Source organism: Microcystis sp. M179S2, assembly GCF_020245805.1.
Taxonomy (GTDB): Bacteria; Cyanobacteriota; Cyanobacteriia; order Cyanobacteriales; family Microcystaceae; genus Microcystis; species Microcystis aeruginosa.
The window spans coordinates 1-18052 of record NZ_JADBUE010000274.1 but is presented as its reverse complement, the minus strand read 5'-3'; the positions used below and the strand labels follow the sequence as shown (position 1 = coordinate 18052).

Below are 18052 nucleotides of genomic sequence, written 5' to 3'. Positions count from 1 at the left end.
GCAAATTGGAGCTAAACTGACCAAATTTTCAGCCATTCCAGATAATTCGAGCCAAGAAATACGAGCTTCTTGAAAAGAGTTATCAAAAATTTCAATGAGATAAGGCTGTAAACTGGGACTATCGGCAATAATTCTTTTTATGGCACGACGGAAATTCCTAATTTCATTTTTCCATCCTCTTTGATTATATTCTAATTCCGATTCCCAGTAAGCTAGTTTCAGCAAATGTTCTAATAACCGAGTTAAATAACTTTCTAAACTTCGTTTCTCACTTTTACCCATGCTACTAATTTCGTCAATTAAATTCTCTAAATCTAAATCAGAAAACCGATGATTTTCTAGTAAAGATATGGTTTTCTCTAGCCAGAGATAGTAGTCTTTTTCGTATAAGTTCTTTTCCATAATTATCCCCATTATTTTGATATTTCAGGAAACCAATCCTCATTTAAAGCCTGTTCTATAGTGCAAATTGGAGCTAAACTGACCAAATTTTCAGCCATTCCAGATAGATCCAGAAATAATTTACGAGCATTTTGATAACAGGGCGAGAAAATTTCCGCTAGATAGGGCTTTAAACTGGGACTGTCTTCAATAATTTGTTGAATTCCTAGGCGAAAGTTACGAATTTCATTTTTCCATCCTCTTTGATTATATTCTAATTCCGACTGCCAGTAAACCAGTTTTAGCAAATGTTCTAATAACCGAGTTAAATAACTCTTTAAGCTTTGTCGTTGGCTTTTGCCCATGTCGCTAATCTCCTCGATGAGATTATCCAAATCTAAATCGGAAAATTGATGATTTTCTAGTAAAGATATGGTTTTCTCTAGCCAGAGATAGTAGTCTTTTTCGTATAAATCACTCTTCATTGCTTAATCCTCTCCGAGAAACTCAGGAAACCAATTTTCATCTAAAATTTGGTCGATTGCTCCCATAGGTGTAGCACTTAAAAGTCTTTTATCGATGCCAGAACCTTCGACAAATAGATGGCAAGCATCCTCATAACATTGCTCAAGAATCTCGGTGAGGTAAGATGCTAAGTTTGTATTATAAGTTCCATCCTTTTTGTTGCTAATAATTCTTTTTATTTGAATGCGAAAATTTAAAATCTCCCGTCGCCACTTGTTTTTATTGTAATCGCGCTTAGATTGCCAATAAGTTAATTTAAGTAAATGTTCCAAGAGTTTAGTTAGTAAACTCTCTAACTTCTGACGTTCTCTTCTGGACATATCTTTGATTTCTTCAATTAAATTTTCTAAATCCAACTCAGAAAACTGGCGATTTTCTAGTAAAGATATGGTTTTCTCTAACCAAAGATAGTAATCCTGTTCGTATAAGTTCGTTTCCATAGTCCCTCACCTTAATTAACTATAATCCAACCAAATCATCAGTTATTATTATCCTCATATTCAGGAAACCAATCATCATCCAAAGCTTGGGCAAGAGTGAGAATTTTTTCCCTAGGCAAAGTATTGATTTTTACTCCCATTTTTCTAGCTAGGATACGAAGGGCTGACTGATAACATTTATCAAAACTATTCTCTAGATAGGACTTTAAACTTGGATTATCATCAAGAACTTCCCATAAATCAATTCTAAAAATAGTAATTTCTCCTTTCCAGTGATTAGCATTATATTGGCTTTCCGATTGCCAATAAGCGAGTTGCAGCAAATGTTGGATTATTCTAGTCAATAAACTTGTTAAGGTATGTTTTTCCTTGATACCCATACTTTTAATCTCCTCGATGAGATTATCTAAATCCAACTCAGAAAACTGATTATTTTCTAATAAATGAATAGTTTTCTCTATCCAGAGATAGTAATCCTGTTCGTATAAAGTCTTATCCATAGCTGTGATTAGGTGATCAATAAAACTCATTTTATCAGTCCTAATCTTTGATGTAAAAAAATTAAGGTGGGCATTGCCCACCGAAGTTAACCTTAATTAGCGCAACTAGAACAACTATCGTCAGACTCTCGAAAATTGTCCTTTTGTACGGTACGGATATAATAAATCGCTTTACACCCCAATTCCCAGGCCATGATTAGAGTATCAAAGATATCTTTAGCAGTGAGACAACGGTTGGGTTCTGCGGGGAAATAAACCCCTTCATTGAGGTTGAATAATAACTCCATAGAAATCCCCGTATCGATCCATTCTTGCATAGTAGCGATCGCTTTCACCACTTGCTGCTGTTCGAGATTTTTGTTCTCTGAATAAAACCAGAAAGCTTCTTCAATAAAAGGTGGTGCGATGGGAACGGTTCCCTTTGCCCATTTATCGTAGAAAAAGCGACTATAAACCGGCAAAACACTAGCGGTACATCCCTGTACCAAACTAGAGGAAGTATTAGGAGCAATGGCGGTAATATGGGAATTACGGATGCCAAATCGTTGAATATCTGCGGCTAATTGTTGCCATCTTTGCGGTTGCACCGCATTATTTAAAAACCATGCCACTGGTTTTGCTCCGATTAATTTACCTTGACTCCATTCACTACCCAAGAAAGCTTGATAAGCACCGCGTTCTTTGGCTAATTCCATCGAGGAATAGGTACACCAATAGCCAATTTCTTCAAATAAATTACTAATTTCTGACAGGTTATTGTAGGATAATTTCCGTTTAGCTAACCAGTCAGCCAATCCCATCGCCCCTACCCCAATAGTGCGATATTTATCGTTGTGGTTTTTAGCATTATCAAAGGGAGGATTAGTGATATCGATGGTATTGTCGAGAATCCTGACAGCGATTTGACAATTAGACTCGATTTCTTCCCTGTCGATATTGGCTAAATTAAGGCTAACTAAATTACAGCAATGGGCAGTTTTATCGGGGGTGACATTGCTAAAAGATTCGGTGCATTGTCCTGTTAGAATGCCGTTAAACATTCCCAGATGACGCTTGGGTTCTGTAAAACAGTAGGTGTCATCTCGACGACAGGTTAACTCTACCGATTCAATGCGGATAAACTGAGTGGCCGAACGTTGGGGTTCTTTTAAAGTCCATTGTAAGCGATGAGTTTTAAGTCCCAATTGACCAAGTTGAAATAGTCCGACAGAATTAATCAGTAAACGATATTTTGGTTGACAGAGATATTCTTGATAATTTCCCTTTCCATTTGGCATCAATTTATAGCCACCGTCATCCATAACAGTAACTTTGGAATCAACTCCTAAAGTCTGTAACATTAGGCGAATATCGAGCAAAAATTGCCGGTTAACAGCAGCAATCTGGAGAGACTCGTTAGAACCATTGCGGGCAACTGTTCCATCGGCATCAAGTAAACCAGCTAACCATTCTAAACGAGATTTAATTGTGTAACCATTGAGAGGAACTGTAAATTTACTGGGAATATCTAACGGGAGTTTACAGACGATCCGATCTTGTTTACTGTCATGATAGACCGCTAGGGTATCGGTTTCTTTTCTCCAAAAAGTACCTTTTTCAATAGAGCCATTTCCCTGATATTTGTTACGAATAGCCAATAAGGGAAGTAACTCTTTTTTAACTCCGTATAGGTCAACTTCAGGCATTCCATTGTTCCCGTAACTCCCATCTCCAGAAAAGAATCCTGCGGTGTAGGCGTAGGGAAAGTCAAGATCATTTTCTGACTGGATGAGAGGCAGCTGGTATTTAATTAATTTATCCCCTTGTTTGAGGTCTTTTGCCTCCACAATTTCCACGGTTCCCTTGTAGTTTTTCTGAACGTAAAACTTATGGTAGTAAGTACATTCCAAGGACTCTCCGTTAGAGAAATTGACCTTTAATAAAGGCTGGTTTTCTCCAGTCTTTTTAACTAATACTTCTGACCACTCCAATCCATTCCAGACATTAACATATTCCCCCACCAAATCAGCGATTGCTATTTGTCCTCGGTCAGTGAGAATTTTTGTTTCTCCCGCGACGCATAAATTTACACCGGGGATATAGCCATCGTGTTTATTAGGATTAGCGCGATTGATGGTATCTTTGAAGGCAATGTAGGGCATTCCTGTTTCTACTTGGGAACGCATGATACTTTTAAATAAGTCCCGGGCATTGATTTTTTTATAGAGGAGAATCTCTTGATCTAAATTAGCTTCTACTAAACGATAGGCCTCTTCAAATTCTTCCCCCCATAGTTCCGCTAATTCTATACCTAATTTATTGCGAACTTCGTAGGGATCTACTAATGTCCACTCGGCTTTATTTATCACCCGACGCATGAATTCATCGGTGATAACTAATTGGGGAAAAACATCATAAGCTTTACGTCTTTGATCACCGTTTTCTGTCTGCATTTCCAGAAATTCTGGCACATCTAAATGCCAGATGTCAACACCGATAGTTACTGCCCCGGCGCGTCTTCCCCCCTGATTTACTGCAATAGCTGTATCGTTGAGTAATTTAATCCAAGGAATAATCCCCCCGGAAGCATTAGCTTTCCCCATTACCCAGCTACCAGTGGCGCGAATTCTACTCACATTCACCCCGACACCGCCACCATTTTTTGAGATGCGGGCAGCATTAGTAATCTCGTCGAAAATGCTTTCTAAACTGTCGTCAATGGAGAGGATAAAACAACTGGTTAAGGAACCTTTGGGAGTGCGTAAATTGGCTAAAATTGGGGTGGCGAGAGAGATTTTTCTTTGAGCAATCCCTTGATAAAATTTCTTCGCCCAGGGGAGTCTATTAGCTGGTTCTTCCACAGTGGCAAGCAGCAAGGAACAGGTTAATAATGCCTCTTGGGGTAACTCATTTTTGAGTAAATAACGGCTAGTGATTAACAATGCCCCGGCGTAATCATAATCGATGTCCCAATCAGGATTAATCCAAGAACCAGCTTCTTTTAATTCTGCCTCGGAATAGATGAGAATCCTTTCGTCGTATAGCAACTTTTTAACTTGAGTTTTGACAGTTTTCTCGTAATTTCCGTACTGATAACCCCGGGCTACTAAGGTATCTTTCCAAAGACTCCAAATATGCAATCTTCCCGCCACATAGCGCCAATCCGGTTCCTCTGGACTACACATTTCTAGGGCGCAATTAATTAAATTATCCTGTATTTCCCTAGTGGTAATCCCATCCCGCAGGCGTGTGGTTAAACCCGCTTCTAAGGCGATTGAATTGACTTTTTTGCCCTCACAAGCCCACTCTACCACGTCGCGAATTTTGCCGATATTTAAGCTTGTGGTGGAACCATCGCGCCGAATCACTCTAATTCCATGGCTGCCCATATTAGCTAAAGGGGTAGAACGAAAGGGTATTACTTCGTTATTTTTGTGAATGGAGACGGCAGTAGTCAAGGGCTTCGATTGCATAATTAGGAAATTGCGGCGTTAAAAAATTTGACAAATTAATCTATTTGTACTAGAGTATTCTATCAGATTTTCTGGGAAAACACAACATCTAGCGTGTTAAATAATCCTATCACTCTATATATGGTATAGCCAGGATTATTTTGTTCCCTAAAAACAGTGTTTTGGATGACATTTTCTGGAAAAAATTCTTGATTTTTCCCAGAAAACAGTTCTTTTGTATGCTTGACAAAAAAACTATTCTTTGATAGCAAAAACAGATTGACAAAATACTTTTGATCCGATTCTGCTTGACTGCTGAGGAGGTTGTGGTCAGACTTTATTTGTTCTTAACTTTTCGATAATTTAAGACAAGAGTGGATTAAAAGTCAAATTTCCTCTGAGAACCTCTGAGAGAGTGAATTTTCTCTTTTCGCTATTTAGTGGCTTACCGCTAGAATAATAGGACAAAAACGCTATATATAGCGTCTAGCCAGTAGAGGACAAGGATGAAATATTTAGAAGAATGGCGTGATAGCGGGGTGGATGCGGAGTTAATCGATCTCAATGTCACCGGTTTAGCGGGGTTATCTCCCAGTGAATACCTACTCTACTCCCAAGAATTACCGCGACGCAATGATGGCAGAGTTAGGGATGATATTCTCAAGCGTTATGAACATATCAGTCAAGGCGGTTGGTGGTGTTCAGGAATTGACTTATTAACGGGTAATTATGACCTTTGGGGCTGTTTTAAGCCCGATTTTCCCCGTTTAAGCTTTGATAAGGCTAAACCGATTAAGTACGAACATCCCCCCCAAACCCCTACGGGAGTCTTTGCTTTGCGGGTTCCCCTGAAAATTTGGCAAAGGATAGCCCAGCATATCAGTATTAATATTTTAACTGAAGAAGTGGATAATAAGCAAGAGGATCTCGGTTTTTGGTCCTGGGTAATTAAACATCCAGAGATACCTATTTGTCTTACAGAAGGAGCGAAAAAAGCGGGGGCATTACTAACAGCAGGTTATGCGACAATTGCCTTACCCGGAATTCACAACGGTTATCGTACTCCCAAGGACGAATTAGGTAGAAGAATCGGCAAATCTCATCTAATTCCGCAGCTAGAAAAATTAGCTAATTCCGGACGAAAGATTTATCTAGTTTTTGATCAAGAAACTAAACCAAAGAACCAACAAGCGGTTAATTTAGCTTTACAGAGAATGGGTTATCTATTCAGTCAGGCTAACTGTCAGGTAAAGGTAGTTACTTGGGATGCTGCTGACGGTAAAGGGGTGGATGATTTACTAATCAATCGAGGAGAAGATTACTTCCAACAAGTCTATCAAAAAGCTACCTCTTGGGAAATTTGGAAGGCAGCGAGTTTAAATAGTTTAACTCTCCCACCTCATCTAGAGTTAAATAGCCGTTACTTGCCAGATATTGCTATCCCTACATCAGCGCAGTTAATGGCGATTAAATCGGCTAAAGGTACAGGAAAAACTGAGTTTTTAGCTAAGATAGTTAAACAGGCTATTGCCAATCAACAAAAAGTTTTAGTTATTGGTCATCGAGTCAAACTGGTAGAGGAGCTATGTCAACGCTTTGGTTTAAACTATATCAGCAAAATTAGGGATAATCCTGCGGCACAAATTTACGGTTATGGTTTATGTATTGACTCTCTCCATCCCCAATCACAAGCTAAATTTCAAGCGGAAGATTGGCAAGAAGCTATGATTATTATCGATGAGATCGAACAAGTCCTATGGCATGGGTTAAATGGGGATACTTGTAAAGCTAATCGAGTAGCAATTTTAAAGTCTTTAAAGTCTCTGCTACAAACTGTGGTCAGCAGTGGGGGAAAAGTCTTAGTTGCTGATGCTGATTTAAGTGATATTTCCCTAGAATATCTAACTTCTTTAGCGGCTATTAAACTAGAAACTTTCTTGATTAGTAACGAGTGGAAACCTAATTATCAGCAAGCTTGGCAAGTTTATAACTACTCTGATAATACTCCCCAACAGCTAGTTAAGGATTTAGTTAAACATATTAAAGAGGGAGGAAAACCTTTTGTTTGTCTATCAGCACAAAAATTAACCAGCAAATGGGGGACAATTACCCTAGAATCTTATCTAAGAAAGCAATTTCCTCAGAAGAAAATTCTGCGGATAGATTCAGAGTCATTGCCAGATTCTAGTCACGCTGCCTATCAAGCGATTGGCAATTTAAATCAGTTGTTGCTTAACTATGATATAGTTCTAGCTAGTCCTGCGATCGAAACGGGAATTAGTATTGATATTCAGCAACACTTTACCTCGGTTTGGTGTTTAGCACAGGGAATTCAAACTCCCACTTCTATCGCTCAATTTTTAGGGAGAATTAGAGAGAATATTCCTCGTTATATTTGGTCAGCAGTGTACGGATTTAATCAGGTGGGTAATGGTTCCACTTCTATCCCCAAACTTCTCACCTCTGGACACCGATTAACGGAGGTTAATATTCGCTTACTACACCAATCAGATTTAGAATCTCTTGAGGATTTAGATACAAATTTTCAAGCGGAATCTCTCCTCTGCTGGGCAAAAATGGCTGTGCGAGTAAATGCTTATATGCTTAATTATCGTCAGTCAATTCTAGGTATTTTACAAGCAGAAGGTCATAGAATTAAAGAACGGACTCAGGAAGAAGAACTAGAAATAAATAATCAGTTAACGGAAGCAATTGAAGAAATTAGGGAACATAATTATCGTTCTGAATGCGAGGCAATTGCCAGTGCTTCTGAGATCACGGAATCAGAATATCGTTGTCTTAAAAAACAGTTAATTAAGTCAGTGAAAGAAAGGAGAATTATCAGGAAATATGACCTATACAAACGCTATGGAATCCCCGTCACACCGCAATTAGTGATTAAAGATGATCAAGGATGGTATCAAGAACTACGCTTACATTACTTTTTGACAATTGGGCGACAATTTTTGTGCGATCGAGATGCTTTAATTGCCCGTAAACTGATAGAATCAGGTCACGGAAGTTTATTTATTCCCGATTTTAATAGTAGTCAATTAGGAGTGATTATCGGGACGTTAGAAGTGTTGGGAATTCCCGTATTATTAGCTAACCCTGAAAGAGAATTAACTAATCATGATGCCGATTTACAAAAAATGGCCGAAATCGCCATTAAAAACCGCAACGAGATTAAAACTATCACCAAGATTAACCTCTCTAATACTTCCCGTCCTCTGACGATTATTCGTAATTGTTTGAACTTGTTAGGTTATCAATTAACCAGCAAGGGCAGCCAGAGAATTGCTAAAAAATCTCTAAAAGTTTATCAGATTGTTGCCCCTCAGGATGGGAGAGAACAAGTGTTTCAACAATGGTTATTTAGAGATGAAAAATGTGCGGGAAGTTCTGAGATTTGGTATGAGGACTATCTCTTTTCTCTCCCCCAGAAACCATCTCTAGGCGAACCGGAAAATGCTTATATTCAATTAAGTCTAGAATTATAGTCTAGCTATGGGGAAAATTGTCTATTTAAGCGACTTTTTTGCCTAAAATGACCACATCAGCCAGAAAATTGTCTAGATCGGCAATTTGAGGTAAATAACCCCATCGTTGAAAGCCGAATTTTTCAAAGAGACGAATACTGGCTTGATTGTGGGCAAAGATAATACAGATAAGATTAGATATACCCAATTTGGGACAGCGATTCAGGGCATATTCTACTAATAATTTACCGATTCCACGACCTTGATAATCGGGGGCAATATATAAACTAACCTCTGCCGTTTTTTGGTAAGCGACACGACCATAAAACATCTGTAAACTCAGCCAACCCACCACCCGACCTTCGATCGCTATTACCCAGATGGGATACTGTTCAGGATCGTGCTTTTTAAACCATTCTCGCCGACTTTCCAGGGAAATAGGCTTTAAATCTGCGGTTGCCTTGCGAGTGGGAACAGCAGCATTATAAATCTCGATAATTGTTGGTAAATCTGTTTCTTTAGCCTCGCGAATAATCATAGAATATCAAGTAAAAAGTCAAAAGTAAAAAGTAAAAAAATAATATTTCTTATTTTCTACCTACCTATCGGGTTGATTCTCAGGATGAAGTATAACCTAATTTTGCCTTGTCTCCTAACTTCAGAATTCTGCTATATCTCTCAATCTTACTTTAAAATTGAGTTTGATAGCGGACGGTAAACTCATTCAAATTGTAATCGTAGGAAAAGCGGATAAAAGACTGGGAATTGACTCGATAGACGGTTTCCAAATTGGGAAGAATATTAAAATCCGTTGCCCTGATCGCATTACTAACCGCATTCTCCACATCATACACGACTCCTTGGGCTAAGAGGGGAATCGCCAACTGAACCACTCCAAATTGAATTAATTGTTCTGTATTTTTCCCCTGTAAACCATTAAAAACCGACAGCAATTGTTCCCCCAAAAGTCGAACGATTTCCCCTTGGCTGCGGGGGGGAGTGCTGGTTAATTTAACTAGGGGAGTATTAAGCAATCCCTCATCTTCACCTCTAGCAAAAGCCACTGCTTGTAAACAATTAGCAACTTTTTGTAATTCTGTATCTGTATAGTTTTCCTCTAGGGGAAAAGGTGGACTATCGGGACGAATTTGGCACACTTCATTGATATTACGTCCTAAATTTGGTAGCAAGCGGTTTAATTCCCCTTCAACGCTGAGGGTGACATCGATCCTTTGAATACGATTGAGGCTATCATCGGGAATTTCATTGCTAGGAAAATCCCCCCCCGGACGGGAGATAGCAAAATCGCGAGATTGAGAAAATTCGCTGAGAATTGTTCGCAGTTGAATATCAACAAAGGGATTAAAAAGTCCCAACCCGCGACTAGAATCGAAAACAATAACATTTTGATTGCGTCGGTTAAGAAGAAAACGAGTATCGATGTAACTAACCCGTCCTCGATCGAGATTAATCACTCCATTGGTTTGTAATTTCTCCAGTGGAGTGAGCGGACCGTTCAAGGTTAAAGCACCACTAAAATCAAATTGATACAAAGGTTCTTGTTCAATTGATAATCCTGCTAAAGACACTTGGAAATTATTTAAAACTGGAGTAATATTTGTCGTCTGAGGAATGTTGAGAGGCTGCAGCCAGCGACTCACTGGTTTATCCGTTTCTTGATTAATTTCTGCGGTGCGAGGAAGAAAAACTTTACCCCTAGAAAGACGCACATTCCCCCCGATAATTGGTTGCTGAATTGTTCCCGTTACCATGGCATTCCCAGCAATTAATCCCCGATAAAGACCATTAATTGCTATATCTCCCTCTTGAATATTAACTGTTAAGGGATTAGGATTATTTTTGATGGCTTGAAAGAAAGGTAAAACTCCCACCACAGAAATTTGTCTGTCAGCGATCGAGCCTTGTAATTCCTCTACTGTTAAGCTTTCAGGGGTTAAACCAATGCGGCCATTTACGGTTAAAATCTCTGGAAAAGCAACACTGCGGATAGCGGCATTATTGAGAGTAACTATACCATTTGCTTCTAAATCTTTGATTTTTAAACCCTCTTTTATATCTAATCTTCCCGTCGCTGAAAGAACTACCTCTCCCTCACCGTTAACCCATTCGATGGCGTTTTGACTGATAGCTTCAATTAATTTGATTGCATCGGTTCCCAATTTTGCTTGGATTTTTAATTGATCATTACCCGGTAAGGGAGGATAGGGAATGCTGGCATAGATTTGGATTGATTCGGAGGAGGTTGTCCGCAAATCAAAACGATACTGATTATAGGTAAATAAACCAATTATATCCTGATTAATATTTTGGGCATTAATTGCACCGTCAATAAAGGCAAAATTACCCTGAATACGAGGATTTAATAAGGTTCCTGCAATTTGTCCTTGAGTTTTTAGACTACCGGATACATCCAAGGGAAACTGCACAAAATTTCTCAAGAGATCCAGAGAAAGATTTTCCACGGCAAAAGTTCCCTCTACTTTGTTTAGGGAAAAATCACCCGCTAAAAATACGGAAGAATCTCGTGACTTTAATCTAATCGGTTCTATCCTGAGCAACTGACGATTTAAGTTAAGATTAATTGTTACTTCATCAATCGGAATTAATTGGGTATCGGTGGTGACAATTCCCAGAGGGTTAACAATATTTACCGTCGGTCTTTGGGGTCGCCATTCCCATCTATTGCCCTGAAATTTTACGCTGAGATCGGGATTTTTTAAAGTCCCAGTTAAGGCTATATTTGCTTGATAACGGCCGCGAAAATCTAGTTCAGAAGGTATCCCGACTACCCCTCTTTCCCTTGCTAATTGCTGGATTATTTCTTCAATTTTTGCCCGCAAATTTACCTGTTGTGCTAGGGAAGCTTCGGAGTCACCTACTTCTAGGGGACTAAGTTGAATAGCTGGGTTATTCTCGGAGGAGAAAAGGGTGATTAAACTGGTTAAATCATAGATACTAGCAACTGATAATAAATCTTGAATATAACCTTGATCTACCCTGAGTTTAGCTTCTATTTCCTGGGTTTGCCAATTAAATAAACCTTGCAGATTATATTGACTCGCACCCACTTGTAAACTACCTTCTTGCAGTTGAACTATGGAATCCCGATAAACCAAATTTGCCGTTAATTTTTCCCCGATTAAGTTACCTAAACTAGGTCGGTTAATCTCTATTTGTCCCTGTCCCTGTAAGTTAAATAAATTGATGTCTAGATTAGCATTCACTTGTCCAGCAATAATCCCCGGAACATTGTAGGCTGCCGTGGGAGATATTTTCAGGATTTCTAGGGGAAAATCGGCAATCTGAACATTTAAATTTTCTCCGCTTCGTTTAGCTGTGGCTAGAAAAGGAGTTTTATTTCCAAAAGCTTGGCGAATATTTATCCCTAAGGGAAGATAGGGCAGCAGACAATTATTTTGTTGGCAAGGATCGAAAGTTAGGTCAATAATGTCCTGATTTCCACGCAAATTTAAACTAATATTTTGACCTATTCCTGCTTGCATACTTCCTCTTAAGATAGGTTCAAAGGGTCGATCATTAATGCTAAAGTTAGCTAAATTTATATCTCCTTTGATTTGTATATTTCCCACTTTTTGCCAAGCAGTTAAGAGATTTTTTCCCGTGATTTGTCCTTGAAATTCTCCGCTCCCTGTCAGTGTCGATTCTCTGGGTTTCAAACGAGGATCGATCGGTAAAAGCGATATAATCTGAGTTAGCGGTACAGTAGCAAGGTCGGTTTTTGCCTGTAGATTTAAGTTAACCTCAGCGATATCGGGTTGACTGATAAGATTAGCTAAAAGAATATTTCCTCGCACATCAAAGCTATTTTCTCCCCACTGTGCCGAAAGATTATTAACCTGAATCGGTGTTACTCCCTGCCAAATTTCTTTAATGTTTCCCGCTAAATTGGCCCTAAAATCTAATTTTGGAATCGAGATTGATTTTATTGCTGGTAATTGTCTTAGTACGGCAGCGGGATCGAGATTAGCGGCAATAATATCACTTTGCCAGAAATTATTATTCAGTTGTGCCTTAGCTTTAATTTCTCCTTTAGCTAGATTAATACGAGAGTTAAAAACTGCTTTGATACTGCTTAAGTTGAGTCGTTTTTCTTGCAGGGAATCGAAAATAGTTTGGGCATTTCCTGCTGCTTGAAACCTGGTTTGGGAAATATGCAACGGTATGGGAATATTAGTCTGAAAATTCTCTAAGCTACCGAGAATATTAAAAATACCGTTGTTTAACTGAATATCAGTATTAATCGGATTATTATCCACTAACAACCGAGTATTTACCCTAGCATTGACGGTGGACAAATTAGGGATTTTTCCCGCTAGTAAATTATTGATTGCACTGGTGAAATTGACTTGGGTTTTCCCTAGACTAACAGGAATATTTATATTGGGTAAAAACGGATTTAAGTTAATGCCAGCCGTATTAACCATACCGCTTAAAATACCTTTTTCCAGTTGGGCGGTAGTTTTTAGGGATTGATTATTGACAAATAACTGTATATCTCCCTCTCCGCGCCAAGTTTGTAAATCCGTTAAAGTACCGCTAATCAGAGAATTTATCCTGCCAGCAAAGCTGATTTTTGCCCTGCCTAAACTGACGGGAACTGTTAAATTTTCCCCTAGAGGATTAAGACTAATCCCACTGGTATTAACTGTTCCTGTCAGGAAACCTTGATTCAGTTTGGCTGTGGCAATTAAAGGATTATTATCTACTAATAACTGCATATTACCTTGACCTTGCCAACTGCTGAAAATATTATTTTTATTATTTATTAATTCCCCTAAATAACCTTGTAAATTAATTTGCGATCGCAGTAATTTAACCTGGGTTGGTAAGTTAGGCAATAGGGAATTAATCGGCAATCCCGCTAAGAAAGCGTTAGCCTGAAGATTTCCTTGCAATACTTGACTATTGACTAAAATTGTGCCTTGTTTACCGCTAATTCTTAAGTTAGCAACTCCGTTTAAAGTATTAATATTAAGTTGGTCAATTTTGCCACTAACTTGAATATTAGCTGTCTCTAAATTTAAGGGTTCTAAGGTTTCTAGGTAGGGGCAAATGCTATCTAAATATTGACAAACAAGAGGCACAAAAGGAGTCAATAAAAAGTTATTACCCGTGATTTTTCCCCGGACTAATTTGCTAGTAAAATCACCATTACCATTAACCTGTAGTTTGCCGCCATTTGTTTTAATGACCGTATCGGTTAAATTTATTTTGTTGCCCCCTAAAAATACTTTACCCTCCCCGGCAACATTGATTAATCCTGACTGATTAACCCTGGGTATTTGCCAATTAATTAATAATTGTGGCAGTCCTAAACTACCCCTAGCTTTAATATTAGCTTGCAGATCGTTTATATTAATTTTAGCGGGAATTGTTGCCAGTTGAGATAAAATTTTTCTCGTGGGAAAATTGGCTTGTAAATTCAAATCAATCGGCATTTTTGTCCCGTCAAGAGGTTGATTTTTTTGCAGGGATTGCAGAATATTTAACTGCAATTTTCCTTCTCCTTTAATTTCTCCACCTGCGACGGGTTTAATTTGAATTTTATCTAAATTAAGACGATTGAGATTTGTTTGAAAATTACTGGTTATTGATTGAATAGGAATTTGCTCAAAAATAATCGGTTTGCTGTTGCTAACGGTTCCTTTAATTAGAGGTTGATCTAGTTTTCCCGTCACTTGAAAAGTAGAGCGTGCTTCTCCCCGTAAATCTAGAGGTGATTGCAGATAAATAATTCTTAAAAGTTGTTGTAAATCCACCGATTCTAGAGCGGCATTGAGATGATAACCAGTTTGCCAATTTACTTCTCCTCTCACCTCAGTTTTAATCTTGCCAATACTTGCGTTCGCCTGTTCAACTAATACTTTATCTCCCTGTAAATTTAACTTAGTTGTTAGCTTAATTGGATAGGGGAAAGGGTGGAATTTTCCCGCTACTTCCGTCACCTGAAAATTGCCATTACCTTGACTTTGATTTAGCTTTGCCCAACTGGGAATATTGAGAGCAATATTAGCATTTACTTGTCCTTGATTTAATTGAAAATTGCGATTAGGAATTAAAGTTAATAGTTCACTTAAGTTTAAACGGTCGATCTGAAGATTAGTTAGGCTTTCACCCGTTTTTAACGCCGTTTCTCCTTGAATTTTTACTTGACTTTTGAGGATTTCTGCGCTAAAATCGTAGGTGAGAGGCTGCCTTTGATTATCAATAAATCTTCCTTGACCATCAGCCTTAATTTCTATCGGTTTTTTCAGGGCATAGGGTTGGATATTAATAGCTGCCTTCTCCACCTGAAAACCCAGATTTAACCTAATGGGTGCCTCCCGATCAAAGTTACTAGCTATGTTTTCTAAATTATCGAGCCATTGACCATTTTTATCCTGATCGAGATAAATACTGGGATTAATTAACTTGACATCAACCGGCAGCGGCAGACCTAAAAGTAAGGGCAGCGGATTTAATCCCAATTCGATCGCATCAATAGATAAACTATCAGCAGAATTGGCCGTAGCTGGAATTTGCGATTTACCGATACGAATGCGATTAAAATAAAAACCTTCTATCTTACCTACCCTGACGGGTCTGTGCAGCATTTCACTGAAGATATTATCTAAAATTGGGGTGAGACGTTCATAAACTAAATAACGAGTCGTAAAATAGCCAAGGGAGGTAATTCCTAGGAGAGTAATTCCCCCGACAATTAAAGTAGAAGGCCGGCGTAAAAATCGACCGATACTCAGAAAAAGATTAGGACGAGGAGAAGGATCGCCAGGGGAGTTACTCATAATTGTTTACCTCACACACACCAAAGAAAGGGCAATGGCTCACCAGAGCTAATGAACTATGATAATTCACCGCAGCACTGATAGCCCTCAATCGATTAATTGCCATTTTTTAGGCAATTATTGGGCTTAAATCCTGTGAGGAAGTCAAGGGCTGCGGCCAATTAAAAGCCTCTCTCCCCATCTTAGCCTAAGACTCGAATGGCTGGCTAAAATTTTCAACAATTCGCCAAAATCTCCCCAGTTTCAACAGCTAACCGAATTAATATTGATCAACCCACCAGTTCCATCAGAATATTGCCAGGATAAATAGGTTCGGAAATTGAAGATTGAGAGAAAACTTGTGCGGACAGACAACAATCCGGCGCAGTCTGGAACAACGACCAAAAGCATTCAGTCATAGAATATCGGGATTAGCACGTCTATTTTTACTGCAAAAATCGTCTTATAGATTAAAGATTATGAAAGCCAGATTATCGATCGCCCTAACCGCCCTAATGACCTTGGGCATAACTGCCACACCAGCGGCCAACTTTGACGAACAGGACATCGAGCAGACCCAGGTAGTAGCGATCGCTCGTCCCTACGGAGGTAATAAATTTGACCTGCTAGTCTTGGAACAAATCCAGGGAAAACAGAAGTGTTGGAGCGAAAGCGGCTCAAATCCCGTCATGATCGACCCTCTACTCCTCAACTTTGACTTTACCGGCATTTGTCGCCGCGCCACCGATAGTAATGGTTATTCTATCCGTCTGGATGGCCGGGATTTTGGGCTAGATTACATCCTGCGTATTGTGGAACGCAATGGCGAATTATACTTAGTGGGAACTCCCCGGGATGCCCGCAGACCGGAATTAGTGGTGGGAAGAACCCGAGGAATGCAAACAGGATTTATGAAAATTATCCTCGAACCGGGTTGGAGATTTAGCCGTCGTACTTTCCAAGGCAAAAGTTTAGGCCACTTCTACTTTAGCGGCAAAGAAGCGGAAGTTCTCGCAGCCACCGGCAGACCTCCCCTCAGCGAAACCACTCCTCCCCCCAGTTCTGGGTCTAGTTTTCAGGATATTAGCGGCGATATCTATAAAACTGAGATTGAAAAAGCGATCGCGCTTGGGGTAGTGGCCGGTTTTAAAGAAGATAACACCTTCCGCCCCGAAAATCCCGTCACCAGGGAACAATTCGTCTCGATGATTATTGAAGGGATGGGAACTGTCACCAAAATTAACCTAGAAGAGATTCCCCCCGGCAGCGGCAGTTTTAACGACGTAGAAGCGACGCGCTGGAGTGCCAAAAAAATCCAATGGGCCCGGGCCAATGGTATTGTTGCCGGCAAAGCTAACGGCGAATTCCGTCCCACCGACCCTATCACCCGGGCCGAATTGATGGCGATTCTCAAACAGGCCGCCACCTACCTGAAAACTCAGCAAAAACAAGCCCCCGATTTAGCCCAAACTAAAACCCCCGTCAATTTTTCCGATACTTCCGGCCATTGGGCCGCCAGTTTAATTACCCAGATGTCAGGATTTTGCGGTGTGGCCTCTCCCTTGAACGAACGGGGTAGTTCTTTTGTACCAAATGATCCCGCCCGTCGTAACTACGCAGCAGCCGCCATCGTCCGTACCCTCGATTGTGTTAAAACCGCCAAAAAATAACGGCCTCTCCTCCATCAGGGTTTGCGGCAAAAAGTTTTTCCTAGGGGTAGGATGTGGGGTGTGGGGTTTTATCCATTTTTAGGAAGTCAATTACCTAATTTTCAGGGAAAAAGTCCCCCCATTTTCCCCCCGACCACTCCCAGGCCCAGAACTTTTTGATCTCAAAAAGGCCTAAAGATATTATCCAATTACCGATGACTGATGACTGATTACTGATGACTGATGACTGATTACTGATTACTGATTGTGGTTGTTAATTTTTACCTTAAATGTCGGTTTGAAGGAACCCTCGGTTTCACTGACGAGATGAAAAACCGACCAGCATAAAACAGCGAAGCACAGCTAATATTCAGGGGAGTCTTGATTCTCGACATATTTCTTAAGTTGGTCTATTGTGACACCGCCACAACTAGCCACAAAATATGCCCCTGTCCACAAAATTCTCTTATCTTGACCATATATCTCTTTCAAGTGGTCTGAAAAGTTATCCCACATCAGCTGGCAAGAAGTTGATTTTAAGTTAGCGATTAGACTACTTAACAGCTTATGGGGTGGGTAAGTCAGAAGGATATGGATATGGTCTGATTCTCCGTTAATCTCTATTATCTTCGCCTCCCATTTCTCAGCTATGTTTTGAAAAACTATTCTCAAAAACTCTAGATGCTCCTTCTCAAAAACCTTTCTACGATAATTAGTTTTCTCTTGACACTTTTTACAATGGATTACTATACTCATAATATAACACATTGAGAGGTCGAATCGATGCGAGTCATAGAGTTTAATTTAAAAGTCAATCCTTCCCAAAAGATAGCCATTCAAG

General features: G+C 39.5%; 10 protein-coding genes. 2 read left to right on the top strand and 8 right to left on the bottom strand.

All coding sequences use genetic code 11. The features are described 5' to 3' along the window. The 5 genes from IM500_RS16590 to IM500_RS16570 form a co-directional block, all read right to left on the bottom strand. The coding region (locus IM500_RS16590) for a DUF29 domain-containing protein (protein WP_287739049.1) at window positions 1-402 on the bottom strand (402 nt) is incomplete at its 3' end. Between the two features lie 11 nt (window positions 403-413). Beyond that, window positions 414-866: a DUF29 domain-containing protein gene (locus IM500_RS16585; protein WP_287739047.1), complete on the bottom strand. Its 453-nt coding sequence runs from the start codon at window positions 864-866 to the stop codon at window positions 414-416. 3 nt (window positions 867-869) lie between these two features. Then, window positions 870-1346, bottom strand: a complete 477-nt coding sequence (locus IM500_RS16580) for a DUF29 domain-containing protein (protein WP_147069396.1) — start codon at window positions 1344-1346, stop codon at window positions 870-872. A gap of 38 nt (window positions 1347-1384) precedes the next feature. Further along, window positions 1385-1876, bottom strand: a complete 492-nt coding sequence (locus IM500_RS16575; RefSeq protein WP_242034693.1) for a DUF29 domain-containing protein — start codon at window positions 1874-1876, stop codon at window positions 1385-1387. Between the two features lie 62 nt (window positions 1877-1938). Further along, window positions 1939-5298, bottom strand: a complete 3360-nt coding sequence (locus IM500_RS16570) for a ribonucleotide reductase barrel domain-containing protein (protein WP_287739045.1) — start codon at window positions 5296-5298, stop codon at window positions 1939-1941. Between the two features lie 485 nt (window positions 5299-5783). Between IM500_RS16570 and IM500_RS16565 the strand changes: the two genes are divergently transcribed. Further along, window positions 5784-8777 carry a plasmid replication protein, CyRepA1 family gene (locus IM500_RS16565; protein ID WP_287739043.1) on the top strand — a complete coding sequence of 998 codons (2994 nt, stop codon included), beginning with the start codon at window positions 5784-5786 and terminating at the stop codon, window positions 8775-8777. A 25-nt stretch (window positions 8778-8802) separates the two neighbouring features. Here IM500_RS16565 and IM500_RS16560 read toward each other — a convergent pair whose 3' ends face one another. Together IM500_RS16560 and IM500_RS16555 are read right to left on the bottom strand one after the other, a co-directional pair. Further along, a complete protein-coding gene (locus IM500_RS16560; RefSeq protein WP_004162791.1) occupies window positions 8803-9294 on the bottom strand; it encodes a GNAT family N-acetyltransferase in 492 nt (163 codons plus the stop codon). 151 nt (window positions 9295-9445) lie between these two features. After that, entirely contained in the window at window positions 9446-15583 is a 6138-nt protein-coding gene (locus tag IM500_RS16555; protein ID WP_287739041.1) for a translocation/assembly module TamB domain-containing protein, read from the bottom strand. A 458-nt stretch (window positions 15584-16041) separates the two neighbouring features. Between IM500_RS16555 and IM500_RS16550 the strand changes: the two genes are divergently transcribed. Beyond that, window positions 16042-17232, top strand: coding sequence for a DUF3747 domain-containing protein (locus IM500_RS16550; protein WP_287739040.1), 1191 nt, complete (start codon window positions 16042-16044; stop codon window positions 17230-17232). Window positions 17233-17574: 342 nt separating this feature from the next. Here IM500_RS16550 and tnpA read toward each other — a convergent pair whose 3' ends face one another. Next, a complete protein-coding gene (gene tnpA, locus IM500_RS24560; protein ID WP_199328850.1) occupies window positions 17575-17967 on the bottom strand; it encodes an IS200/IS605 family transposase in 393 nt (130 codons plus the stop codon). Window positions 17968-18052: the final 85 nt, after the last annotated feature.